The organism is Ideonella alba, assembly GCF_018069875.1.
In the GTDB taxonomy this organism is placed as follows: Bacteria; Pseudomonadota; Gammaproteobacteria; order Burkholderiales; family Burkholderiaceae_C; genus Ideonella; species Ideonella alba.
Map to the genome: position 1 here is coordinate 35,913 of NZ_JAGQDF010000020.1, position 22,207 is coordinate 58,119.

22 protein-coding genes are annotated in these 22,207 nt (G+C 66.4%); 18 read left to right on the plus strand and 4 right to left on the minus strand.

The features are described 5' to 3' along the window. From traD to KAK07_RS23860, 4 genes are read right to left on the minus strand one after another with little or no spacing between them, the layout of a single operon-like run. Nucleotides 1-2,067, minus strand: a complete 2,067-nt coding sequence (gene traD / locus KAK07_RS23845; RefSeq protein WP_210863475.1) for a type IV conjugative transfer system coupling protein TraD — start codon at nt 2,065-2,067, stop codon at nt 1-3. A gap of 33 nt (nt 2,068-2,100) precedes the next feature. After that, the gene (locus KAK07_RS23850; protein WP_210863477.1) at nt 2,101-2,514 is read right to left on the minus strand and encodes a hypothetical protein; all 414 of its coding nucleotides are present in this window, start codon (nt 2,512-2,514) and stop codon (nt 2,101-2,103) included. Then, nucleotides 2,511-4,733, minus strand: a complete 2,223-nt coding sequence (gene mobH, locus KAK07_RS23855; protein WP_210863479.1) for a MobH family relaxase — start codon at nt 4,731-4,733, stop codon at nt 2,511-2,513. Before mobH ends, KAK07_RS23850 begins: the two co-directional genes overlap by 4 nt. Next, nucleotides 4,730-5,212, minus strand: a complete 483-nt coding sequence (locus KAK07_RS23860) for a hypothetical protein (RefSeq protein ID WP_210863481.1) — start codon at nt 5,210-5,212, stop codon at nt 4,730-4,732. Before KAK07_RS23860 ends, mobH begins: the two co-directional genes overlap by 4 nt. A gap of 856 nt (nt 5,213-6,068) precedes the next feature. Between KAK07_RS23860 and KAK07_RS23865 the strand changes: the two genes are divergently transcribed. The 18 genes from KAK07_RS23865 to KAK07_RS23950 all read left to right on the plus strand — a co-directional run bounded on the left by KAK07_RS23865 (nt 6,069) and on the right by KAK07_RS23950 (nt 22,206). After that, nucleotides 6,069-6,665: a lytic transglycosylase domain-containing protein gene (locus KAK07_RS23865; RefSeq protein ID WP_310740770.1), complete on the plus strand. Its 597-nt coding sequence runs from the start codon at nt 6,069-6,071 to the stop codon at nt 6,663-6,665. A gap of 227 nt (nt 6,666-6,892) precedes the next feature. Beyond that, the gene (locus tag KAK07_RS23870) at nt 6,893-7,471 is read left to right on the plus strand and encodes an OmpA family protein (protein ID WP_256441170.1); all 579 of its coding nucleotides are present in this window, start codon (nt 6,893-6,895) and stop codon (nt 7,469-7,471) included. Nucleotides 7,472-7,601: 130 nt separating this feature from the next. After that, nucleotides 7,602-8,060, plus strand: coding sequence for a hypothetical protein (locus KAK07_RS23875; protein WP_210804454.1), 459 nt, complete (start codon nt 7,602-7,604; stop codon nt 8,058-8,060). After that, on the plus strand, nt 8,057-8,395 hold the full coding sequence (locus KAK07_RS23880; RefSeq protein WP_210863483.1) for a hypothetical protein: 339 nt from the start codon (nt 8,057-8,059) through the stop codon (nt 8,393-8,395). The genes KAK07_RS23875 and KAK07_RS23880 overlap by 4 nt, the downstream gene beginning before the upstream one ends. A 33-nt stretch (nt 8,396-8,428) precedes the next feature. After that, on the plus strand, nt 8,429-8,725 hold the full coding sequence (gene traL, locus KAK07_RS23885) for a type IV conjugative transfer system protein TraL (protein ID WP_210863485.1): 297 nt from the start codon (nt 8,429-8,431) through the stop codon (nt 8,723-8,725). Nucleotides 8,726-8,789: 64 nt separating this feature from the next. After that, on the plus strand, nt 8,790-9,392 hold the full coding sequence (locus tag KAK07_RS23890) for a TraE/TraK family type IV conjugative transfer system protein (RefSeq protein ID WP_210863487.1): 603 nt from the start codon (nt 8,790-8,792) through the stop codon (nt 9,390-9,392). Beyond that, on the plus strand, nt 9,379-10,206 hold the full coding sequence (locus tag KAK07_RS23895) for a TraK domain-containing protein (RefSeq protein WP_210863489.1): 828 nt from the start codon (nt 9,379-9,381) through the stop codon (nt 10,204-10,206). The genes KAK07_RS23890 and KAK07_RS23895 overlap by 14 nt, the downstream gene beginning before the upstream one ends. A gap of 10 nt (nt 10,207-10,216) precedes the next feature. After that, nucleotides 10,217-11,668: a TraB/TrbI/VirB10 family type IV secretion system protein gene (locus tag KAK07_RS23900; protein WP_210863491.1), complete on the plus strand. Its 1,452-nt coding sequence runs from the start codon at nt 10,217-10,219 to the stop codon at nt 11,666-11,668. Between the two features lie 5 nt (nt 11,669-11,673). Continuing rightward, entirely contained in the window at nt 11,674-12,465 is a 792-nt protein-coding gene (locus tag KAK07_RS23905; RefSeq protein ID WP_210863492.1) for a DsbC family protein, read from the plus strand. Nucleotides 12,466-12,523: 58 nt separating this feature from the next. Next, the gene (locus KAK07_RS23910; RefSeq protein WP_210863494.1) at nt 12,524-13,153 is read left to right on the plus strand and encodes a TraV family lipoprotein; all 630 of its coding nucleotides are present in this window, start codon (nt 12,524-12,526) and stop codon (nt 13,151-13,153) included. Beyond that, nucleotides 13,150-15,786: a type IV secretion system protein TraC gene (gene traC, locus KAK07_RS23915; protein ID WP_210863496.1), complete on the plus strand. Its 2,637-nt coding sequence runs from the start codon at nt 13,150-13,152 to the stop codon at nt 15,784-15,786. Before KAK07_RS23910 ends, traC begins: the two co-directional genes overlap by 4 nt. 2 nt (nt 15,787-15,788) lie before the next feature. Further along, complete coding sequence (locus KAK07_RS23920; protein ID WP_210804445.1) at nt 15,789-16,196, plus strand: hypothetical protein; 408 nt, start codon at nt 15,789-15,791, stop codon at nt 16,194-16,196. Between the two features lie 77 nt (nt 16,197-16,273). Further along, nucleotides 16,274-16,849 carry a S26 family signal peptidase gene (locus KAK07_RS23925; protein ID WP_210804444.1) on the plus strand — a complete coding sequence of 192 codons (576 nt, stop codon included), beginning with the start codon at nt 16,274-16,276 and terminating at the stop codon, nt 16,847-16,849. A gap of 29 nt (nt 16,850-16,878) precedes the next feature. Next, a complete protein-coding gene (gene traW / locus KAK07_RS23930; protein ID WP_210804443.1) occupies nt 16,879-17,472 on the plus strand; it encodes a type-F conjugative transfer system protein TraW in 594 nt (197 codons plus the stop codon). A gap of 113 nt (nt 17,473-17,585) precedes the next feature. Continuing rightward, nucleotides 17,586-18,560, plus strand: a complete 975-nt coding sequence (gene traU, locus KAK07_RS23935; protein WP_210804442.1) for a conjugal transfer pilus assembly protein TraU — start codon at nt 17,586-17,588, stop codon at nt 18,558-18,560. 10 nt (nt 18,561-18,570) lie between these two features. Continuing rightward, the gene (trbC, locus tag KAK07_RS23940) at nt 18,571-19,278 is read left to right on the plus strand and encodes a type-F conjugative transfer system pilin assembly protein TrbC (RefSeq protein WP_210863498.1); all 708 of its coding nucleotides are present in this window, start codon (nt 18,571-18,573) and stop codon (nt 19,276-19,278) included. Further along, nucleotides 19,275-21,788, plus strand: a complete 2,514-nt coding sequence (locus KAK07_RS23945; protein ID WP_210863500.1) for a conjugal transfer protein TraN — start codon at nt 19,275-19,277, stop codon at nt 21,786-21,788. Before trbC ends, KAK07_RS23945 begins: the two co-directional genes overlap by 4 nt. After that, entirely contained in the window at nt 21,778-22,206 is a 429-nt protein-coding gene (locus KAK07_RS23950) for a hypothetical protein (protein WP_210863502.1), read from the plus strand. Before KAK07_RS23945 ends, KAK07_RS23950 begins: the two co-directional genes overlap by 11 nt. Nucleotide 22,207 lies beyond the last annotated feature (1 nt).

The window sequence follows — 22,207 nt, forward strand, 5'->3', positions numbered from 1 at the left end:
TCAGTAGCCACCGCCGGTGCCCTCCACCGTGAGATCCATGTCGGGGGTGCGCGCCAGGTAAGCGGCGTACTCCGCGCGCATGTGCCCCAGCATCGCCGCCCAGTCTGCTGGTATCTGGTCGTCAACGTGGGGCAGCGGCAACGGAATCCGTACCTTGCTCAGGCGCCCACCTTCTAGGAGGGCGAAGGCCTGCCCCTTGGGGAGCTTCATCAACCATGCGGGGTCCAGCATCGGCACCTTCTCGGTCAAGACCCGGTCTTCGTTGCGGGTCGCGAACTCGGCAAAGTCCGCCGGGTCGTTGGTGTCGCTTGCCCCACTGGCCACCAGCCGGGTGGCGATGCGTACCTCCTCCAATCGGTCCGTGAGCTTCTTGGCCGTGTCGAGGTTGACGACGCGTAGCATCATCAGCGAGTTCAGGTTGCCGCCGATCTGTTCCGCCTTGGCACTCGACCCAACCTTCACCTCAATGTCCTGAGCGGTCTGGGAGTAGCCGGTGATGAACAGGCCGGCACCACCCCCCTTGTTGGCCGCCTGGACAAACTCTGGTCCGATCAGTTCGTTGAGCTCGTCGGCATGCAGCCGAACGCGGCGCATGGGTTCGGCACTGGACATGCCGTAGCCTGAGCCGTGCTTATAGATGCGGCCGAAGGTGCTGGTCAGGTCGGCCAGCATGGACGCGCTGACGGCCTCGGCCACATCGCGGATGGTCAGGGCGTCGAAGCCGCAATAGACGATGCTGCCGCGGTTGATCACGGACAGCCAGTCGAGCACGGGCCGAGGATCGGCGGTGTCTTCGTAGTCAGGCGAGATCAGCTCGGCCAGGCTGCCACTGGTGAGCTTCTCGAGCAATGGGTACAACGAGTTGACCAGCTTTTCGAAGTAGGTCCGGTCGTTAGCCAGGACGGAGCTGAGGGCGTCGGCGATCGGGTCGTGGTAGCCCTTCTCCTTGAAGTAGGCCAGCAGCATCAGGACTTCCAGATCGCGCGAGTTCTTCTCGGCCTTGGTCACCAAGTCCTTGTGCTCCTTGGTGGGCGTTGGGTCGAACTCGCCAGACCAGCTCGGTGCATGGGCGTTGAGCCATTGGCGAACGTACTTGCCTGCGAGCTTGTCGATCGACACGCCGTACTCGTAGATCTTCCGAAAATCTGGGCGCTCGCCCACGGCGGCCATGGCGCGCGCGATGACGTTGACGTAGCGCCAGGCGAAGGCCTTGAACGCTGCGGACTGGCCTTGGTCAGGCAGTGGGCCCGTGGCGCGCGTCGCTACCTCGGTGACCTGTTCGTAGTTGCCGATAGGGTTGTACCGTGCGGACACCTCCGGAAATCCGAGGTGGAACAGCAGGAACTCATCGGCACGGCCGGCTCTCAGGGCGGCGGAGTACATCCCCAGCAGCAGGTCAACGTCACCCTTTGGGTCGAACACAATGACGACGTCGCCTCGCTTGATGTCCTGCTCGATCAGGATCTGGGCAAGCCGCGTCTTGCCGACCCGTGTGGTGCCGTAGACCATCATGTGGTTGTTCAGCTCGGGCAGCGGCGTCCACACTTTCTCTTCGTCGATCTCAACGCCGTGCAGAGCGGGAACGCCGCCAACCGGTGGCATCGGACGGCACGGATTCCAGGGGCTGTCCTGGCTGAGGAGCTCGCGGAGCCATTCCGGTCGATGCGGATCGCGCTCAATCGCTCGGGCCCATCGATACCAGACAGGGGGCTGACGCAGCGACTCGTTCTCAGGCAGAGCGAGCAGCGCCATGCGTTGCGTGTGTCGAACGCTCCACTCGAAGCCCATACCCAGGAAGACAGCACGCTGCGACCATGGCAGCTCGTCAGGGGCCAGCGCATAGGGCTTCAGGACTCGCACGGCCTTGCGGTGCCGCGCGATGCGGCGTGCCTGACGAAACCTCCACGCGCCGATGGCAGCCAGACTCAGAGACACGGCCGGCGCGATGTCTCGTGACAGCAGGAACACCTCGGGCTTGGCCAACACCATCGATACGGCGGCGAAGAAGGCAACAACACTGGCGTACTCGTATGGCCAGCGGTAGACGTTCGAGATCGGATCGCTCATGACTCCCTCTGCTCAGGCTCGTTGAAGGACTGTTCAGTCCGCGGTGGCGGCGCCGATCGCGCGGCGAAGCTCGGGGGACTTCCAGCCGTATCGCGCCACGATTGCGTCGAAGTCCTCTCGCGCCAGCAGCCGGTCGCGCCGCCGGTGGTAGCGCAGCAGAAATCGGCGTGGAGGCGAGACGCCGACGGCCGTCAGGTTGAAACGCACCTGCGTGAGCGCATGTGCGAGGTGCGTCACTTCTGGGAGCGGTGTCGATGCCAGATGCATCAGCTCACTGATGCAGGCCGCCTCGGTGAAGTACCGTCCGTACAGCGCCGCTGTGATTTCCAAGACATCGGCCAGCATGTCGACCTGAATGGGGGTCTTGAGCGTGCCTGGCAGGAGCGACATGGCCATGTCGCGCGCCACAAGACTGTCCCTCGGGCTGAGGTCGACGACGGGACTCAATGAACGCCTCCTGGCTTCGGCAAGGCCAGCTTCTTTGGCGTTGGAAGCACCTTGATCCGGTCATTGGGGGCAGGCACCGGGTTCCAGAACAAATGAGGCTTCGGCACCAGGTAGAAGCTGGCTTTCCTGGACAAGCTACCGTCCGCCTTGACGAAGGCGGCGTAGTGGAGGTTCTCGTCGCCATTGCGCTGCGTCCAGCCGCTCTTGGCCAACTCGTTCTGCAGACGGCTGAACGCCTTCTCGCCATGACTCGCCCGAAGAACCGCCACTGGGCCTTCCGTCAGCTCGCGATACACATCGAGGAATCGCCGGAAGATCTCTGGCGACAGCAGCAGGCAGCCTTGCTGCACGAAATGCACCAGGGCGCCTTCTTCGTTGTACTTGAGCTCACCGGACCCCACCGAGTGAGCGACCCAGGCCATGAAGGCTTCTGCAGCGGGCGTCGGGCCTTTCTTCGACTTGGGCGGCTGTCCCGGCTGATGCGGGCGCATGGGTGGCCCTAGTGTGGTGACGGCTGCACTTGGCGGAAGTGCCGGGGCAGCGACGGCGCGCTCCACCAGCGCGGCAGACTCACCAAGCGACAACACCCCCTCATCGTTCTCGCTCGGTCGAGGCTTTGCCGGTGGCGGAACTGCCTTGGGCGCCTGGTGAGCCAGTGGGACGGCCTCTGACGGCATCACTTGCGCCTGTGCAAGTTGGTGTTGATCCGAAAGAGGGTCGACGGCCGTCCTCACAGGCGAGGCGGTTGAAGGCGGCGCGATAGCGTCCGTTTCGTTGGGTGGCAAGGACGGGGGTTCCAGGCCCGCTCCATCGGCCGCCGAAGTCACGGGTACAGCAAGAGCGGGCGCGGGAGCTGGGCCAGGACCCGCAGACGTTGGCACCGCGCTGGGAAGGGAGCGGGGAGTGTCGTTTGCTTGGGCCAGCCCATCACCGCCAGCGGACCCTGCGGGGCGCTCAGCGACTACTCGCCCGTTCATGGCTGCCGGGTAGTCCTCGGGGCGCGGATACAGTCGTTCCAGCGGAAAGCACAGCACGGTCAGGATGTCGGGCGAGCGCCAGGCCTCGCACTCCACCCGTACTCGCCAGACAGCACCGCCGTCGGCGCTGGGAATGCAGGCACCGTGCTCCTGCCAGGTGTCGAACAGCCGGTCGTTCTTGTCCTTGCCGGGAACCCCTTGCAGGCTCTCGTGCTGAGACAGGTAGCTACGCACCTCGTCTGCGAGGCGCGCGCAGACGAACCAGAGGCAGCCGTCGTGAACCCAGCCAGCGGCACCGGGTCGATTCAAGGGCAGGTGGGTGCCCTCGAGGAGCATGCGCCGCAGGGCCTCCATCAGTCGCTCAATGAGCGGCCGGGTGCGCGCTGTCGAGAACCTGGTGCGTGGGCCGTGCAGCAGGTTTCGCCGCACCGAGTCGCTGTCCGCACGTTTGACGATGTCGGCCAAGGTTCCATCAGGTGCCTCTCCCGCAAGGAATGCCAGCAGCTGAGACAGCACATTGCCGTCTTCGCTGAGCCAGCGCATCAACCTGGACGGCACAAACTGGTGCAGCAGCATCGCGGCCAGCTTCTGGTGTGCCTGGTAGTCCCGCACGGCCGTATCGGCAAACGCAACGCTGTACCAGTGCGCGCCGGCCGCGCGCATGGACCCGGCCAGCGGTGCCCAGGGCCTGCCGGCCCGTGGGTCCGCATTGAAGAGCATGACCTTGACGTCAGTCACCGGCTTGCCGACGTCGTGCAGCAGCGCGGCGATCAGTACCGCGTAGGTCCATCGGTGCTCCAGGCGCTTGCGCTCCTCAGTGGTGGCGCCCTGGGGCAGCTCCAGACCTGCACGCATCGTCAGCGCTGCGTCGGCGACTTCCAGCAGGTGGATCCACAGCCCGCCAGGCTGTGCGTGGTGATGGGCCTCCGATGCGGGGAGCATCTGAACAAACTCGGCCAGTGCCTCCAGCGCGGGCATGCAATCTCTGCTGAAGACGCTGCTGGAGAACCTGGTGCGGCGCTCAATCGAGCGCATCAGATCCTTGGTGCGTGTGATCTCGACCAGCTGATCGGGTCCGCGCACGGGCAGTTGTGTAGCTGGCCTGGGCGTCGTCGCCACCGCGGCGGACGCGCCGCCTTGTCCCTGACGAGTGGCATGGCTGGACTGAAGCCTGTGGACCAGCACGGTGCCGGTGGCGAATGCGCCGCACACGAGCCCGAGGTCCCACCAACTGAGTGTCATTGGTGGCCTTGCTGTGGGGTCGCTGCGGGCGGGTGGGGCGGCAGATGACCCAGCATCCAGGCGGTCAACTCGGCTTCTCGGCGCGCCGGTTGCGCCTCCCAGTAGGGGTAGCGCTCAGGATGGCGCTGCGCAAACGTGTTGTAGGTCTCAACGAAAGGGTCCCAGCAGATGCGGCCGCCCCAACAGTCACGAGCTGCCCTGGCCAGAAAGTCGCAAGTCCCGATGGTTCTGGCCAGCGCGACGTCCTGGCCCGCCTGGGCTTGGGGGAACGCGCGCAGAGCCTTGACGATGTCGATCATCGGTCGGTAGTCGGGCGAAGCTTCGGGCGCCTGCAGGAAGTCCACGAGCCAGCCGTCAAAGCGCTGGCACAGGTCCATCAGCAGGCTGTGCCAGTGACCAAACCCGAGCCCCACCAGGACCTGCATCAGGTCGGGGTCGTCTTGGTCCGGTGGTTCGGCGCTCGGTGTCTTGGCGTGCATGGGCAGGGTCCATGGCGGCCCAGGACAACATGCCCGCCGACAGGCCCTTTTGTGCTCCGCTCCGTGGCACAGGGGCTTGCTGGCTTGACGCCGCACACCGGCAGGCTAGTCAGAGAGGCGATGGACTCGAAGCGAAAACCCCCTGACCGATGCACGAGGGTTATCGCTTGACATGTCGAGAGGCCCTTGGGGGAGCGCCACTTGCAGGTTCCGCCGATGAGGCCGGCAACCTGCTGACCCTTTGCAGCCTTTATCCATTGGGACCTCGCTCTTAGTCCCTTGGCCCTTTCGAGGCCCCCAAGTCGGTTTGCGACGAAGGGGGCCGAGGCCCTTTCAGTCAGGCCTTTACCCTTCTGTAGCCCTCGGTCTTGATGTGGCTGGCTTGCTGCTGCAGCCCTGGGCCTGATGACACGACTGTTTCGGCCGCGGCGCCTCAGTCGAGGGCGCGTCGCCTAGATGCTTGATTCAGAAGGAACTCGGCGAATCCTGCAGAGGCAGGCCCTTTCGCGCAAAACCTTTCATCCTAACTTGCGAAGAAAGCGTCGTCCAGCAAGAACCTTCTTGAATCGACTTTAGGGTTCTCGCTGGAGATTCCCTCGACGCTTTTCCACACTGGCGCCGGGCCGGTTCGTGCTTCTCGCCGGCTCCGCTGTCCGTTGGCCCCGGGGTCTTGAGACCTCGGGGGCTTTTTCAGATTTGAGGGTGAGTCGTGCTTCGTCAAGGTTCAGTGTCGGCAAACAGGCGGTCAAGCCGCGCAAAGGTGTTCACCTGGGCGCTGTTTGCCGTGGAGTCTGTCTGCGCAGTGGCTCTGCTGGCGTGGTTCACGAGCTCTGACGCCAGGGCAGGTGGGCGCAGCGTGAGCGAGCCGGCCATCGAACAGTGCTTTGAGTTCCAGGCTGCACGCTTCGGACTCGATGCGAGTCTGCTGCGCTCCGTCGCCGTCGTGGAGTCTGGCCTGCGGCCAGGCGCGGACAACAACGACCACTTCCAGCGCACGGGAACGCGGGACATTGGGCTCATGCAGATCAACACTGGGTGGCTGCCGGTGCTGCGTCAGCACGGGATCGGCCTGAGGGAGCTGCGCGATGCCTGCACCAACATCGAGGTCGGCGCGTGGATCCTCGCCGACCTGGTGCGCAGGCACGGGAACTCCTGGGACGCGGTCGGCGCCTACAACGCCGCCTGCACCCAGCTCAAGGGTGAGGCCTGCCGGCGGGCGCGATCTGCCTACGCCTGGAAGGTCTGGCGCAGCCAACAACGCGATGCGCTGCGCGCTCCAGGCGCGACCCCAAGCGCCGCACGAGGGCTGCCGGCAGTGCAGTTCGCTCCGACAACTCCGGCGAGGTCGATGCGCCCGACGGATCCTGGCCTGGTGTCCATCAACGCCCTCAGTCAGGTCGCGCGTGTCGATTCGTCATCGCTGCCCCCAGGCCATCAGGAGGCATCGCAGTGATCCAGCGTCGCGAACGTTGGTGGCCTCTGCTGGTCGCACCCGTGACCGCGGTTCTGGGCGGATGTTCGGCGCTCCCATCGCGGCCGGCCGACATACCCCAGCCAGATCCTGGCTCACAGGGCATCGTTCAGCGCGACGACGGCCGCTTCATCAGTTGCCGTGGGTGCGAAGGACCGACGCCTAAAACCCTGGCCAGCGCGGGCCAGCTGGGGGCACAGGTCACGGCTATGACCAGCGGGGCAGGGGGCTCGGCAGTCTCCACCATCACCACCGCCGCTCGGCCCTTGCAGGCGCCCATAGTAGCCGCAGCACCTGTACCGGTTCAGCCCCAGGACCAGGCCCAGAGGCCAGGTCGGGCGGCGCGGCGTCTGGAGCGTGCAGTCGTCATCTTCCCCTCCGACAGTGCCAACGTCGGCGACTTGGCCAAGGCGCGTTTGGCCGAGCTGAGCGTGCTGTTGAAGCAGGCCGCCCGCGTGAGGATCGTCGGCTACACGGACGACATCGGTGACCAAGCGCTGAATGACAAGCTTGCGCTCGCGCGAGCCCTGGCCGTTGCGAGCCAGCTGCGCCAGTTGCTGGGCCAGGCCAGCCAGACCCCGCTGATCCCCAGTGGTCGTGGCCTGTGCTGCTACCTGGTTGCCAACCAGAGCTGGGGTGCGCGCGCGGCCAACCGCCGGGTGGAACTGCTGATCGAGCTGGAGGACACGCCGGGCAACGCCTGGCTGATCGATCGGCACCAGCCGTTGCTGGCCGGTCCTGCAATGGTCCGATTCCCCTCGGCTGGAGGCGCTCGTGCTGCCAGTTGAACCGAAGGCCCCTGTGGTGCGAGGCAGCCGGCGCCGCCCTGTCACAGCGGCGCGGTCCTTGCTGGTCGGCAAGGACGCCTTCACAGCCCTCAGGGTGGCGCAAGCGAATGGGTCAGGTCCGCGCCTGGACATGCGCTACCTCATCGAGGGCGCCGTCGCGTTGCTGAGCGCATCGCAGGAGCTCCGGTCTGCATGGATCGACGCCGCACGCTGCGCGCTCACCACTCACCTGCAGGTCCCGATGGACCTGGGCAGCGAGTCAGGAACCGGTGTGCGGGCCAGACCCGCCGCCGAAGGGGCGTCAGCCCGGACTCACGGCGGCAGCGCGCCGTCTCGTCGTCATGCCGACTGCAAGTCCTTGCAGGTCGGCGAATCGGCGTTCGAGCGGCTCAAGGCCATCCAGCGAACCACCCACACACCACGCCTGGAGATGCGCTACCTGGTCGAGGGGGCCGTTGGCCTTCTGCGGCGAAGAGCGGATCAACAGGCCAAGTGGGAGCGGCACGCCAGGCAGGCGCTCATTGAGCACTTGTCTGAACTGCAGCAGCTGTCCCTTCATCACATCCATCTGGAGCAAACAGACCCATGAGCAAGCTTTCCCTGACGCGCGTTCTGCCCTCGATCGAGGGCAGCGGGCGCCTTGTGCTGACCACCGGCTTCGTGCTGCTGGTGGCCTTGCTGTTCGCCTTTGACGCCACAGCGGCGTCGAACAAGGGCACTGCCCTGCAGGCGGCTTACAACAGCCTGGACGACATGGCCAATGGCTACGGCAAGCAGATCCTGACCTTGATGGGCTTCGTGATTGCGGCGATCGGCTACATCGCCACCAACGCTTCCGGCGTGGTGATGAAGTTCATCGGCTACGCGATCTTCCTGGGTGCGGCGCTGTCCGCCGCGGTCACGCTGGTTGGCGCCGTCATCTGACCAGCCCAGCGGCCCAGCACCTGGAGGCCTGCCATGGACGAGGACCACGACACCACGATCGTCTCCCGGCTCAAGGACCCGTGGAAGTTCCTGTTCGTGGACATGGACATCGCGATGCTCGGCTCCACGATCGGCATCGCCCTGCTGATGGCAGGCCTCAACACCTTCATCGTCATGGCCGTTCCCGGGCTGATCGGCTACTGGGTGCACAAGGCGCGACAGGACCGACCGCGCGGCTATGTCCGTCATCTTTGCTACTGGTACTTGCCGCCCGTTGTGTCACGGCTCCAGCGCACCCCCCCGATGTACTGCATCCGCACGGTCGGTTGATTCTCTCGCTGCCACAGGCAGGCCCTCGATGACTCCACACAAACACCTCGCAGACACGCGTGACATGAGACAGCTGCTGGTGCGGCAGCAGCTGCTGAGTGCCACGCTGGCCGTGCTGTGCCTGTTGCTGGCATTTGCGGTGCTCACCAAGCGCACGACGACCATCCTGGAGCCGCCAACGCGTGCCAGGACCATGACCGTCGTCGGTGATCGCGTCGATGGGGCCTGGCTTGAGGAGATGGGACTGTGGGTTGCCCACCTGATGCTGGATGCCACGCCCCAGTCCATCGGCTGGCAGCAAGAGCAGATCCTGAAGTGGGTTCACCCGTCGACGCACGGTGAGCTGCAGCAGCGCATGACGGTCCAGGCCAAGCGAATGACCGAGGCGAATGCCACCACGATCTTCTGGCCATCGCAGGTGGCGCCCGACCCCGATGCCCAGCGGGTTCTGGTCATGGGCCAACTGGAGACCTACGTCAACAGCGCCAAGGTTGGCGGGACGGGTCGCACCGTGGCCTATCAGGTCAGCTTCGAGTCGATCGGGGGGCGCGCACTCATCAAGGAGTGGAAGGAAGTGCCGCCGGACGATCCATGGCTTGTCCGCGCCATGGAGGAGCAGGCGCGAGCCGCTGAAAAGGCCAAGGAGGACAAGCGTGCTGGCAAGTGAACACCGGACCTCTCGCGTGGCTGCGCGCTGCCTGTCCTGGACGGTGGCCCTCCAGGCCCTGGTCGCCAATGGCGGTGCCTGGGCAGCGCAGCAGTTGGACGTGCGCGATGGCGACACGGCGATCGCCCGAATCTCGCAGAGAGACCAGACCCGCATCCGCGTGGACCGTGCCCGCATTACCGACGTGCTGGGCGACATCTATGACGCGCAGCGCAACCCCGCCGGCCGGATCGTGCTCGTCAAGGACGACCAGGACGGCGAGGTCTATGTCCGCCCGGTCACACAGGTGGCGCCGGGCGACGGTGCCGCGCCGGTGCTGCCTGGCTCGCCCCCGGTGCCGGTGAAGCTGGACATCAAGAGCGACCGCGGGACCTTTGCGCTCCTGTTACAGCCGATGGATGTTCCCGGGGACACCCTCATATTGCGTCCAGCAGGTCCACCGCCGATCAAGCCCAACGCGGAGGCTGCCGCGCGATACAAGGGTGCGGCCCATGTTCGAGCCATCAAGGCCTTGACGCTGGCCATGGCCAATCCAGACCTCGCCAGCGAGGTGCCGCCGCAGTGGCTGCCTGGCGGCGGTGAGGAGCTGGCGCTCTGGAAGGAGGCGCGCTTTGTCCTGAAGGCTCGGCACGTGGCCACAGGCATGGTCGGCGAGGTGTATGAGCTGATCAACGTGAGCGGTCAGCGCATGGTGATCGACGAGCGCGAGCTGTTCGACAAGGGCGTCTTGTCGGTGGCGCTGCGTCGCCTGGTGCTGGCGCCAGGCGAATCCACGCCTGTGTGGGTGATCCGACAGGCCCAGGCGGGGCAGTGAGGAGCTGAGCATGCCCCGCATCACCATCCCTGGCTACAGCCGCCTGAGCCCCAAGCGCAAGCAACAGGTCAACATGGCCCTCGGCGGATTCGTCATGGTCGGCATCGTGCTCTTCGCCTCGGGCTTCGTCGGCGGACCGCCCGCGATCAAGAGTGCATCCACGCAGGATGCGCCGAAGCCGAAGCCCCTAGGCGCCGTGCCAGGTGCTGCGCTTGACACGAAGGACGCCTGGGTCGGCGCCGCCGGCAAGGACCTCACCCGGATGAGGGATGACCTGAAGCTGCAGGCCGATGAGGTTCGACATCAGCGTGAGGAGCAGGAGCGGATCAACAAGGAGCTGATGGCCGAGCTCAAGGCCATGCGGGAGGGGAGAGCGGACACGGCCATGTCTGCTGTGCGCGAGCCGGCAACCGCAGCCTCGGCGAGCCGCCCCATGGACCGCACTTCGGATCGCTCCCTGGATCGCCCGGGGACACCCGCGGCCATGGGCGGCAGCAGCTTTCCGGCACAGCCGCGCAGCGAGCGACTACCGGCACCGGTCCAAGGCCCTGGCGCGTCGACGGCCTACCCGCCCGGCACGCCGAACCGAGCCGCGGGTACTGGCGCACCCGGTGCTGGGCCTGTCCTCGCTGCTGAGCAGACGGCACCGGTTGTGCTCAGGGTCTCACTTCGCAGTGGGGGAGGGCGAGGGGAGGGCGCTGAGGCCACGGGCACGGGGGCTGTCGGTGGCGCCACGGTGCCGCGGCGGGTGGACAACTTTCTTCCTGTGAGCTTCACCCGCGCGGTCCTGCTCGGTGGCCTGGCAGCGCCGACCGGCGGGCAGGCCCAGGCGAACCCCGTTCCGGTTCTTCTGAGGCTGATGGATGCAGCTGTCTTGCCCAACCAGTTCCGCAGCCAAGTCAAGGACTGCCTCGTGATTGGCGAGGGCTTTGGCGACCAGTCGGCGGAGCGCGCCTACATCCGCACGACCCTGCTGTCTTGCGTGATGCGTGACGGCCGGGTCATGGAGATTCCCCTCAAGGGCTCGGTCTTCGGCGAAGACGGCATGAACGGCATGATGGGCAAGCTGGTCACCAAGCAGGGGCAGATCCTGACGAACGCACTGCTTGCCGGCATCGCCTCCGGCCTGGGCTCCGGCCTCGCACAGGCCAGCCAGACCATCACCACCTCGCCGCTGGGCTCGACCACGACAACGGGCACGGATGCCAAGTCCATCGTGCAGGCCGGTGTCGGCACCGGCGTGGGCAAGGCGCTCGACCGCCTGTCGCAGTACTACATCTCGCTGGCCGAGAAGACCTTTCCGGTGATCGAGATCCTGCCGGGTCGCGTGGTCGACATCGTGGTCACCCAAGGTGCCCAGCTCGACGCCACGCTCTCCGCCGGCTCTCAGCTGGCGAGCCGTGACAGTGGAAACGACCGCAGCAAGCTGATGCAGGCGGTCCGCACGGATGACGAGGACTGATCCCGATGACTCGACGCACCACCTCGTCGGCCTCGGCTGCCATGGCATGGTTGATCTCCGCCTTGTTCAGTACCGCCCTGGCGCAGCCCGTCTCTGGCGGGAATGACGTGGACGCCTTCGCTGCCCGTCTCAAGGCACAGTACCCGGCCACCCGCTTTGACGCTGTGATGCCAGCACCGGTGCCCAACCTCTACGAGGTCACGATGGGTAAGAACGTGGCCTATGTGGAGCCCACGGGGCGCTACTTCCTCTTTGGCCATGTCTGGGACATGCAGGCCCGCAAGGACCTGACAGCGGATCGCAAGGCGGCCCTCGACAAGGTCGACCCGGCCGCACTCCCCAAGGAACTGGCGATTCGCAGCGTGCGGGGCAGCGGCAAGCGTGTGCTCTACGTGATGGCCGATCCCCAGTGTGGTTACTGCCGCCAGCTGGAGAGGGCCGTGGGCGACCTCGACGATGTGTCCGTCTACACCTTCTTGCTGCCTATCCTTGGGCCGGAGTCCCGCCGCCTGGCGGCCGACGTCTGGTGTGCGCCGGACAAGGGCGCCGCCTGGCGCGACTGGATGCTGCGTGGCGTGTCGCCGCCCCCCGCTGGGTCGAGTTGCGAGACTCCCTTCGCTGCGATCGAGCGTCTGGCCGAGTCGATGGGCATTGGCGCCACGCCTGCCCTGGTCGCTGCGGACGGCCGCAAGCACGCCGGTGCCTTGCCTGCTGCAGAACTGAGCGCCTGGCTTGGCCCGGTCGGGGCGGCGCCCCGTGATGCCGCGACAACGACCGTCAAGACGCCCGCGCGATGAGCCACCAGCCCGTCCACCAGCCCGACGCCCGGGCAATCCTGCCCACTGGAGCCGTCGCATGAGATCTTCCCGTGTTGTCGTTGTGCCTCTCACGCTGATGGGCGCGCTGCTCGCCGGCTGTACCAACTTGTCGGGCCTGGGCGGCACCAGTGACTTTCAATGCAAGGCACCTGAGGGCATCCCCTGTCAGAGCGTCAGCGGCGTGCATTTCAACGAGCGAGCGGGCACCCTGCCGGCACAGCGCGCCGCGGCCGGCCGCTCTGCAGACCTGGGTGCACCGGGCCGCGCCCGCACACTCGCAGGCGGAATGCCCGAAGGGATTCGTGATGCGCTGACCGCGGGTGACACCTCCCCGGCGCCGATGCTCGGTGCGATCCGCTCGGAGCCGACCGTCATCCGCATCTGGATTGCACCCTGGGAGGATTCGGACGGCGATCTCAACGACGAGAGCCGTGTCTATCTGCAGATCGACGCCGGGCGCTGGCTCATTGAGCACAACCGCGAGCGCATTCGGCGAGAGTTCGCGCCCTTGGCGGCCAGTGCAGCCCAGACCCGAAACCCCCAGATGCCGACGGTGCCGGGTGCCGCGCGGCCGGTTCAGGGCGGCGCTTCCGCGCGCACGAGCGGCACCACAGCCGGAGCTGGTGTCCTAGGCACCGGTGTGCCCAAGCAGGAGGGTGCGCAATGATCGATGGACTGCTCCACTCGGCCCAGTCCATGCTGAGGCAGCTCTTCGCCGCGCCCGACGACCTTGACCCCACCGAGGATGACGCCCGCCATGTGGATCTCCACGAGGACGGCGCCAGGATGTCGGACTGGTTGCCCTACAGGTCGTTTCGGGAGCACGACAAGCTCTTCATCAACCGCGACTCGCTCGGCTTCGTGCTGGAGCTTTTGCCACAGACCGGCGCTGACCAGCAGACAGCGGACCGGCTCAAGGGCTTGTACGCCAGGCTGCCCACCGACGCGACGATGCAGATCCACCTGTTTGCGTCGCCCAACGTCTCGCACATCCTGCGCGACTATGCCAATTTGCGCCAGATGGATGCAGACGCCGAGGCCGCATCCAGCCTGCTCGGAGGCAGGCCGGCCCGCAACGGCAACGTCTTCCGGCTGATGGCACGGCGCCGCTACGCCCACCTCAACCGTGGCTCGCAGCGAGCGCTGGTGGCTGGTTCGGGCTTCCTGGTGCGCGACTTCCGTCTGCTGGTCAGCGTGACCATGCCGGGGCACATCGAGAACCTGGGTGCGGTCGACCAGCTGCTCGATATCCGCGACGGCATGCGCTCCACCTTCGAGGCGGCCCGCTTTCCGAACGAGGTCCTGGGCGCCAGCGACCTGATCGACTTCGTCGCCGAGTTGCTCAATCCCGCCAAGCTGCGTGCCGCTGCGAAGGTGAACACCGAGTACGACCCCATGCGCTCCTTGGCTGACCAGTGCGTCGACCGCGACACGACTGGGGACTGGCGCAACCCGACCAAGGCGACCCTGGAGCGTCTGGGGGGCACTGAGGACCAGAAGGTCGAGCTGCGCATGCTCTCGCTGCAGCGTGCCCCCAAGCGGTTCACGCTCTGGGGGATGGGCGGGTTGATCGGTGACCTGTTCCAGGACACCTTGCAGGTGCCGTGCCCGTTCATGATCACCATGGGCGCGGTCGTCCCGGACCAGAAGTCCATGAGCAGCGCTGCAGCGGCCGAGAAGATCCAGGCCGAGCGCAATGCGAAATCGGACTTTGCGTCTCTCTCGCCCGGCATGGCCGAGAAGAACGCGGACTGGGCCGCGGCGCTCAAGGCGATGGAGGCCGGCGGCAAGCTGGTGTGGTCTTACCACCAGGTGGCGCTGTTCGCGCGGCCTGGCGAAGGCCAGCGCGCCGAGAGCGCGATCCGCGACGTCTGGCGCGCTCGTGGATTCGAGCTGGTGGTCGATGGCTACATCCAGAAGACCGCGTTGCTCCAGTCCTTGCCGATGACGCTGAGCAGACCTTTCGCCGCTGATCTGGAGCGCCTGAAGCGGCTGGACCTGCGGACCTCTGGCAACACCATCCACATGGCGCCACTGATCGCCGAGGCGCGCGGGACCGGCACGCCGACCATGCTGGGCCTGGGGCGCCGAGGTCAGCTCACCACACTGGACTTCTACGACAACCGGGAGGGTGGCAAGAACGTGTCCATCGTCGGCTCGGTCGGCTCGGGCAAGTCCACCCTGCTGCAGGAGATCGCGGCCTCCTACGCCTCCAAGGGCGCCCGCGTGCGCGTCTTCGAGGCCGGCCGGTCGTTCGAGCGCCTGACCGACCGCCTGGGCGGCGATTTCGTCCGCTTCAACTCCGACAAGCTGATCTGCGTTAACCCGTTTTCCTTGGTGTCGGACCCTCGCGAGATCGATGGCGAGCTCTGCGGTGGCATCGATGACGACGTGGCGATGCTTCAGCCCTTGCTGGCCAAGATGGCCAGTCCCAACGAGTCGCTCGATCCGGCGATCTACGCCACCCTGGCCACCGTCATCAAGGAGGAGTTCCAGAGGAAGGGCCGCGCCATGACGGTGACCGACGTCATGCGCCGCTATCAGGAGGGAAGGCTTTATGAGGGCCGACCCGTTGACCAGCGCTACTTCGACATGGCGGACATGCTGGCGCCGTTTGCCGAGAACGGGCCGTACGCCAACTACTTCGAGGGACCAGCGACGCTCGACTTCAGCAACGACTTCATCGTCTTCGAGCTGCAGGAACTTTCCACGAACCCGCATCTGCGCGGCGTGGTGCAAATGATCCTGCTCTACCAGATCACCCAGGAGATGCTGGAGGAGCGCACCCGCCAGAAGCTCTTCATCATGGACGAGGCGAAAGAGGCGCTGGCCGGCTCTGGACCGGATGACCGCATCCTGGCCGAGTTCCTGGAGAAGCTCTACCTGCGTGTGCGCAAGTACAACGGCTCAGCGATCACCGCCACCCAGGACGTTGCGCACTACTTCACCTCGTCCTACGGCGCCTCGATCTGGAACCAGTCGGACTTCATCCTGATGGGCCGTCAGAGCGAGAACTCGATAGAGGCGGCGGCCAAGAGTCAGGCCATCCGCCTGGATGAAAACCTGCGGCGCCTGTTGGGTTCGATCGGGGGCGGCAGCGGGCACTTCAAGGAGTGGTACGTCCACAGCCCGCTGTTCAAGGGCGTCGTGCGCCTGGTGCTCAACCCCAGCACTCTGCTGCTGTTCTCCAACCGGCCGGAGGACAACACCCCCATTGACCAGCAGCTCGCCTGCGGCCTGGGTGTGCCCGAGGCCATCGACGCGGTACTACGAGAGCGCGGCATCGAGGAGGCGACCTGAGCATGGGTCTGCGCGACACCGTGATCAACGCCATGGTGGCCACTTCCTTGGTGGCGATTGGCATCACGGCCTACGACCGGCTGGTGCGTTCGCCCAGCACGCCGCGCCTGGCCGTGGTGGATGTCGCGCGGCTGTACAACCTGGCGGAGCGGGTGGCTGCGAGCAAGGCCGTGGGCACGCAGCGCGGGGATCAGGCCGCTGGCGCGGCGGTCGGCGCCTTGTTCCGTACCGCCGAGGACTTCGGGCCCCAGTTGGAGGGCACGCTCAAGGGACTGGCGGCCGAATGCCAATGCACCCTGGTGGCCATGGCCGCGGTGGTGGGTGAACACCCGTCCATCCCGGACTTCACGGCCGAGGCGGCGCGTCGATTGCAGTTGCAGGCAGCGCCAACGCCGGAGGGCCATCAGTGAGCAAGCCGGCTATCCCCGATGCCATGCCAGGGGCCGGTCAAGCGGCAGTCCCCCCGCGGCCGCTCGGCGAGCGCCTGATGGATCGCCTGATGATGCGCTGGCCTGTCATCCGTCGCCAGCTGCCCCGTGATCTGGCTGTCGTGCTTGTCCTGGCTGGCCTGGCACGGTATCTGGGCCTGGCCTGGGTCATGACGGACAGCGTGCACACCAGCGTCGTGCTTGTGTTCAAGAGCGTCCCCCCGCGACCGGGCGAGCTGGCTGTCTTCGCCTATGCCGGTGAGGCGATTCCTGGCTACTACCTGCACAACGCCTGGACCCGAGTCCAGCAGGCTTGGAGGCCTGCAGTCACCACCGACGGGCCGCGAAAGGGTGACGGTTTCGTCAAGTACCTGGTCGGCGTGCCTGGGGACCGCATTGAGGTGGTGGCCAACCACGTCTGGATCGTGCGACCGACAGGCGAGCGGTTCGATGCCGGCGCCTGCAAGCCGCAGTCCAGGGCGGGTGTGCCCTTGACACCCATCACACCCCAGGTGATTCCACCGGGCTACACCTACATGTGGGCGCCGCATGTCGACGCGCTCGATTCGCGCTATGCCGTCATGGGCCTGGTGCCGGCGACCGCGATCGTTGGCAAGGGGATAGCGCTGTGGTGAGCCGTGCAGCACTGTCACTGTGCTTGGCCATGGCATCAGTGTGGACGGTCAGTGCCCAGGCCCGCGACCTGGGAGCAAGAGGGCCGCTCTACGAGATCTCTGAGCCCGACCTGCTCCAGGAGATGCTTCAGGTGATGCGCGCCAAGCAGGCCAGCGGCGAGTTGCAGCGCCTGCAAGACGAGGCCAAGCGCCGGGCCATCGCGCGGGTGGAGACGCCTGCGGCGGTGCCGGGCCTGCGCCGGACGGTCAGGGCGCGCACCTTCCTCTTCGACCCGTCTGTGCGCTTCGACGAGCCCGTAGTCGACCACCAAGGTCGCATCGTCATCGCCGCGGGCACCGTGGGCAACCCTCTGCAGGCGGTTCGTCTGACCCGTGAGCTGCTTTTCTTCGATGGGCGCGACCCGGATCAAGTGAAGTTGGTCAAGGCCCGCCTGGACGAGTTGGGCACCCTGATCAAGCCCATCCTCGTGGCCGGCCAGCCTCTGGCCTTGACCCGGCAGTGGAAGGTTCAGGTCTTCTTCGACCAAGACGGGCAGCTGGTGCAGCGCTTTGGCATCCGTCAGGTGCCCGCCCGTGTTAGCCAGGACGGCTTGCGGCTGAAGGTTGAGGAGCTGCCGCTGTGAGTCCCTCACTGAGCGCAATCCAACGGCTGTGGCAGTTTGGTCTGCGGGCACTCCAACTTGGCCGATGCTGGTCCAGCCACGCCGTCGGCCTATTCGCCGGGGCGGCCTGTGCCTTGCTGATCGCCGCGCCAACGCCGGCTGTGGCCAGCGCAACGTGCTTTGGGCAGTTCCCCAACCCCATCACCGACATCTGCTGGTCCTGCATCTTTCCGCTGTCAATAGGCAACATGACCATCCTGGAATTCGACCAGGAGGACATCTCCAACCCCTCGGACCCGCTGTGCTTCTGTGCGACGCCCACGCCGCGTATCGGCATCGAGATCGGATTCTGGGAGCCGGCGCGGCTGATCGAGGTCACCCGGACGCCCTACTGCCTGGTGTCGCTGGGCGGCATCGACTTCGACCCCGGCATCGACGCACCGCGCGGCGCTCAGGACTCGCGAGCGGCCTGGGACGGCACGATGCGTGGATCGACCTACCAGGTCCACTACTACACCAACCTGATCCTGTACTACCTGGAGGTGCTGCTCGACTTTCCCTGCCTGGAGAAGGGCAGTCTGGACCTGGCCTACCTGACCGAGCTCGACCCCGCCTGGAACGACGATCAGCTCACGGCGATCCTGAACCCCGAGGCCATCCTGTTCGCCAACCCGGTGGCCCAGGCGGCCTGCGCTGCCGACTGCGTGGCTGCCTCGATCGGCTTCGGCATCAAGGAGATGATCTGGTGCGCCGGCTGCAATGGCACGGTGTACCCGCTTGACGGCCACGTGCAGGCCCATGTGGGCGGCGTCCAGGCCTCCTCACTGCTCGTGCAGCGGATGCTGGCCAAGATGCACAGGCAGATGCTGGCCTGGAGATGGCATGGCCGCGACGCGCAGTGCGGCCCGAAGCTGGCGCCACTGATGGACAAGACCGGCTACAAGACCCAGCTCGTCTATCCGGTCCCCAACACCAGCAAGGACGAGGGGCGCTGCTGCCAGCCACTGGGCAGGACCACCCAGATCTGGGGCATGGCTAAGGAGTACCCCATCAAGGGGGAGGACTTCTCCTACATGGTGTTCCGCAAGCGCAACTGCTGCGCGTGGTGAGGACCAGGCGATGACCATGAATGCAAGCTGTCGCTCTGGTCGCCCTGGTCGCGCTGCGCTGTCTGCCGCGTTGGCGCTGGCGATCAGTCTGCCGGCCGCCAGCCAGCCTCTGCCGCCGGCCCGGATGCCGACCGATGCCGAGATGGCCGCAGCCATGGCCGCCAGCCGAGACCAGATGCCTGTCCTGGCGCTGCCGGCGGGCGCAGGTTCGCAAATCGACATCCAGGCGATTGCCGCCCAGGCTGAGCGCGCCACAGGCCTCGGGGCCGGTGGGCGGCCTCAGGACTCGGCTTCCCGAAGCGTGGCCGATCTGATGATCTTCGTGTCACTGTCGATGCCGCGCGCCACCCTGCAGGCGCTGGTGGAGCAGGCGGAGCGCGCGCACGCCCAATTGGTGATGCGCGGGCTCAAGGACCGCTCGATCCGCAAGACCGCTGAAGCCGTGCGCGCGGTGCTGGGCACGCGCAAGGTGGCCTGGACGATCGACCCGCAGGCCTTTGAGCGCTTCGCGGTCGCTGCGGTGCCGACCTTTGTGCTGGTCGATCCGAGGCAGCCCGTCACGGTGGGCTGCGATGGGGGGCAATGTGGGCCGATGGCCTTCAGCAAGCTCACGGGCGATGTGTCGATGGACTATGCGCTGCGCACCATGGAGCGAGAGGATCCGCCGTTTGCGGCACTCGCCCGGCGGCACCTGGCCGCCATGCGGGGCATGCGATGAGCTGGCTGCGGTTGTTCGTGGCCAACCACGCCGCCGGCCAGGTGGTGGCGGCCATCGCGCTGGTCAGCGCTTGCGCAGCGGCGGCAGCTGATCCCCAAGACGACTTTGAAGCGGGCAAGGCCCTGGGCAAGCAGTTGGTCACGGGAACGGTCCAAGACCTGAAGTCCGGCGCCACCAAGTCGATGGTCCCCAACTACACCGACACGCCGCCACAGGCCGACTACTACCGCAAGGGCGACCTGGTGTCGCCGGCGGCCAGTGTGCGGGCCCAGTGCCAGACTAACCCGGGCGACTCCATCTGTGCCGGGGTTGCGCTCGGCGTGGCCACTCGCCCGGCGCGAGCGGTGACCTCGGCAGATCCGGCCCTGGCTGGCGCTGGTGTCGCCAAGGATCCCAGCCAGGTCCTCGGCAATGTGGCCCAGAGCTACAGCGCCTGCACCGTCGGCGCGCCAAAGCTGCTCAAGGCGGCCACCTATGAGCGCACAGGCTGCTCCGTAGAGACGGGGAGTTGGAACACCAACACGTGCGACAAGACGCTGACCGTCTTCACCAAGGACAAGTACAGCTGCGAGCAGTCGACTTGGTTCGCACAGCTCAGTGGCAGCTTGCACCTGGCCGGCACGGTCACCGTGGCCGCCTACTGCGACTGGGGGCGCAAGGACGGCCGGGTACTGTTTCGGATCGGCGTGGGTGCCCAGTCCCGTGAGGTGACGCTGGCTGTGGACTCGCCGATCCCAGTCGCCGGCCAACTGCCGCCGGTGATCGCGGAGTTTGAAGGTGCCTACGGGCTCGACAGCTTCTCGGTGCAGGTCTACGTCGACGGGCCAGCCTGTGATCGCGACGGGCGCTGCCGCCTCGACTTCCATTTCCACGAGGGCTATCAGCACTGCTCGTGGGTCAATGGCGACGGTGAAGCCTTTTGCGACCCACCGGTCCCGCCGGCGGTCTTCGACCATCGCTTCAGTTGCCCGGGCGGCGAGGTGCCCGGCAATGAACTGATCTTCGTGGAGTGTGTGGATCAGGGCGGCGACAACGGACCTAGCTGTAGCGAGGCGCGGGGTGACGGCGCGGCGTGTTGGTCACCAGGGGGTATGGCCTGGGCCAGGCGGCTGGGTGGCACCGAGCTCAGCCCCTACCACCAGGCAGGCAGCTCCAGCCCCACCTCGGAGTACTTCGTCGTTCCGTCCGGCCCGACGCGCACGCTGGTGGAGTCGATGGACAAGCCCCACATCGACCACATTGCGGGGGACTATTGGGAGAACGCCTGCGCGTCCTACGAGGCCAAGACCGTCGCCCTGCCGCCCGACGGCGTTAACCCGGACCCACCAATCGCACTGCCGGCGCTCTCGCTGCTCGCGACCGCCCAGTGCGTACGCATGGACAGCGTCTGCATCGAGGGCGAGGCCACACGTGACATCGAGGGCGTTCCGGTCTACCGGGCCTGCTGGAAGTGGCGGGCTCGGTTTGACTGCACCACGCTGGGACAGCCCTCGACCTGCAGTGACCCGAGGCTGCGGGCTTGCAGCCAGTACGGCGGCCTCACCTGCAACCAGTTCGACGCCCAGGGCCACTGCCTCAGCACCAGCGCGCAATTCGACTGCAAGACCGCTGACGCCGTCTACGAGCAGCCGATCGAGTGTGGGGGCCAGAGCTACTGCTACGGTGGTTCTTGCTACGACAAGTCCTACAGCCAGGACCAGGACTTCGTCAAGGCGATCACGATGATGGAAGCCCAGCGCGAGTCCGGACGCTACCTGGACCCGGCGGCGACGAAGATCTTCCAGGGCACGGACAACCGCTGCGATCGCGAGCTGTGGGGCCTGAAGAACTGCTGCAAGGGTGGCGGCACCAACGCCTTTGCGGCCTTCAACACGCTCAGCGTGGCCAGCGCTGCGGTGGGCATGGTCGGCAAGGCGGCGTTTTCCAGCTACACCTATGACGCGCTCTTCACCTCCGAGGCGCCGAGTTGGGTGATCTCGGGCTTTGAGGGTCTGTTTGGCACCGGACTGGACTCGGGACTGGCGGGGGTGCTGGCCGGCAACCTCGGTGTGGGTGACTTCCTGACCAGCCTGGTGCCCGGGCCCTGGTCTCTCGCCATGCTGGCGATACAGCTCTCCGGTTTGCTCGACTGCCCGACCTCGAGCCAGACCACGGCGATGAAGCGCGATGCCAAGCTGTGCCACGACATGGGCGACTACTGCTCGGACCGTGACCTCTTCGGCGGCTGCATCACGCGCACCCAGACTTACTGTTGCTATCCGTCCAGGCTGGCTCGGATCATCAACGAGCAGGGTCGACCTCAGCTCGCTCGTGGCTGGGGCACCCCCAAGGCGCCGATCTGTGACGGCTTCACGATCGCCGAGCTGCAGGCGCTCGACTTCAGCCGGATGGACCTCAGCGAGTTCTACGCCGAGATCGTTCCCACCCAGGCTGACCTGGGCGGCCTGCAGTCCGAGGCCTTCAAGAAGCAGATGACCTGCTACTACGGGGGAGGCTCCTGTGCCCAGTGACGATCACCCAATCAGCTGGCGCACGGCGCTGGCCGGCGCCGTGCTGTCCTGCGGGCTGTTGCCGGCGCAGGCCCAGCCGATAGGCACCAGGGAGGAGGTCACCACGATTCGGCCACTGCTCATCGCTGCCATCCAGCAGGGGAGGGCGGTTGGCGTTCTGGGCGCGGGTGTCGCCCAGGGCATGGCGGAGGTGTTTCGCAGCCGAAAGCCCATCGAGGTCGATGTCGAGCGTACTGCATGGCTGAAGGAGCCCGGCTGCGCACGGCTGAAGGTCACAACCCGCCAGGCTGCTGTGGTCGCCCCGGTGGGCAAGGATCCGAAGAGCGTGACCAGCGACCAGCAGCTGGTCTACGCGATCAGCTACTGCGAGTCGGGCACCTTCCCGAACGAGCCGCTGGCCATGGCCAGCGACCGTTAGC

Coding starts and splice junctions, on each gene's coding strand:
- traD (WP_210863475.1), bottom strand. CDS start 2,067: ATGAGCGATCCGATCTCGAACGTCTACCGCTGGCCATACGAGTACGCC.
- mobH (WP_210863479.1), bottom strand. CDS start 4,733: ATGACACTCAGTTGGTGGGACCTCGGGCTCGTGTGCGGCGCATTCGCC.
- KAK07_RS23860 (WP_210863481.1), bottom strand. CDS start 5,212: ATGCACGCCAAGACACCGAGCGCCGAACCACCGGACCAAGACGACCCC.
- KAK07_RS23870 (WP_256441170.1), top strand. CDS start 6,893: ATGACCAGCGGGGCAGGGGGCTCGGCAGTCTCCACCATCACCACCGCC.
- KAK07_RS23875 (WP_210804454.1), top strand. CDS start 7,602: ATGCGCTACCTCATCGAGGGCGCCGTCGCGTTGCTGAGCGCATCGCAG.
- KAK07_RS23880 (WP_210863483.1), top strand. CDS start 8,057: ATGAGCAAGCTTTCCCTGACGCGCGTTCTGCCCTCGATCGAGGGCAGC.
- traL (WP_210863485.1), top strand. CDS start 8,429: ATGGACGAGGACCACGACACCACGATCGTCTCCCGGCTCAAGGACCCG.
- KAK07_RS23890 (WP_210863487.1), top strand. CDS start 8,790: ATGAGACAGCTGCTGGTGCGGCAGCAGCTGCTGAGTGCCACGCTGGCC.
- KAK07_RS23900 (WP_210863491.1), top strand. CDS start 10,217: ATGCCCCGCATCACCATCCCTGGCTACAGCCGCCTGAGCCCCAAGCGC.
- KAK07_RS23905 (WP_210863492.1), top strand. CDS start 11,674: ATGACTCGACGCACCACCTCGTCGGCCTCGGCTGCCATGGCATGGTTG.
- KAK07_RS23910 (WP_210863494.1), top strand. CDS start 12,524: ATGAGATCTTCCCGTGTTGTCGTTGTGCCTCTCACGCTGATGGGCGCG.
- traC (WP_210863496.1), top strand. CDS start 13,150: ATGATCGATGGACTGCTCCACTCGGCCCAGTCCATGCTGAGGCAGCTC.
- KAK07_RS23920 (WP_210804445.1), top strand. CDS start 15,789: ATGGGTCTGCGCGACACCGTGATCAACGCCATGGTGGCCACTTCCTTG.
- KAK07_RS23925 (WP_210804444.1), top strand. CDS start 16,274: ATGGATCGCCTGATGATGCGCTGGCCTGTCATCCGTCGCCAGCTGCCC.
- traW (WP_210804443.1), top strand. CDS start 16,879: ATGGCATCAGTGTGGACGGTCAGTGCCCAGGCCCGCGACCTGGGAGCA.
- trbC (WP_210863498.1), top strand. CDS start 18,571: ATGACCATGAATGCAAGCTGTCGCTCTGGTCGCCCTGGTCGCGCTGCG.
- KAK07_RS23945 (WP_210863500.1), top strand. CDS start 19,275: ATGAGCTGGCTGCGGTTGTTCGTGGCCAACCACGCCGCCGGCCAGGTG.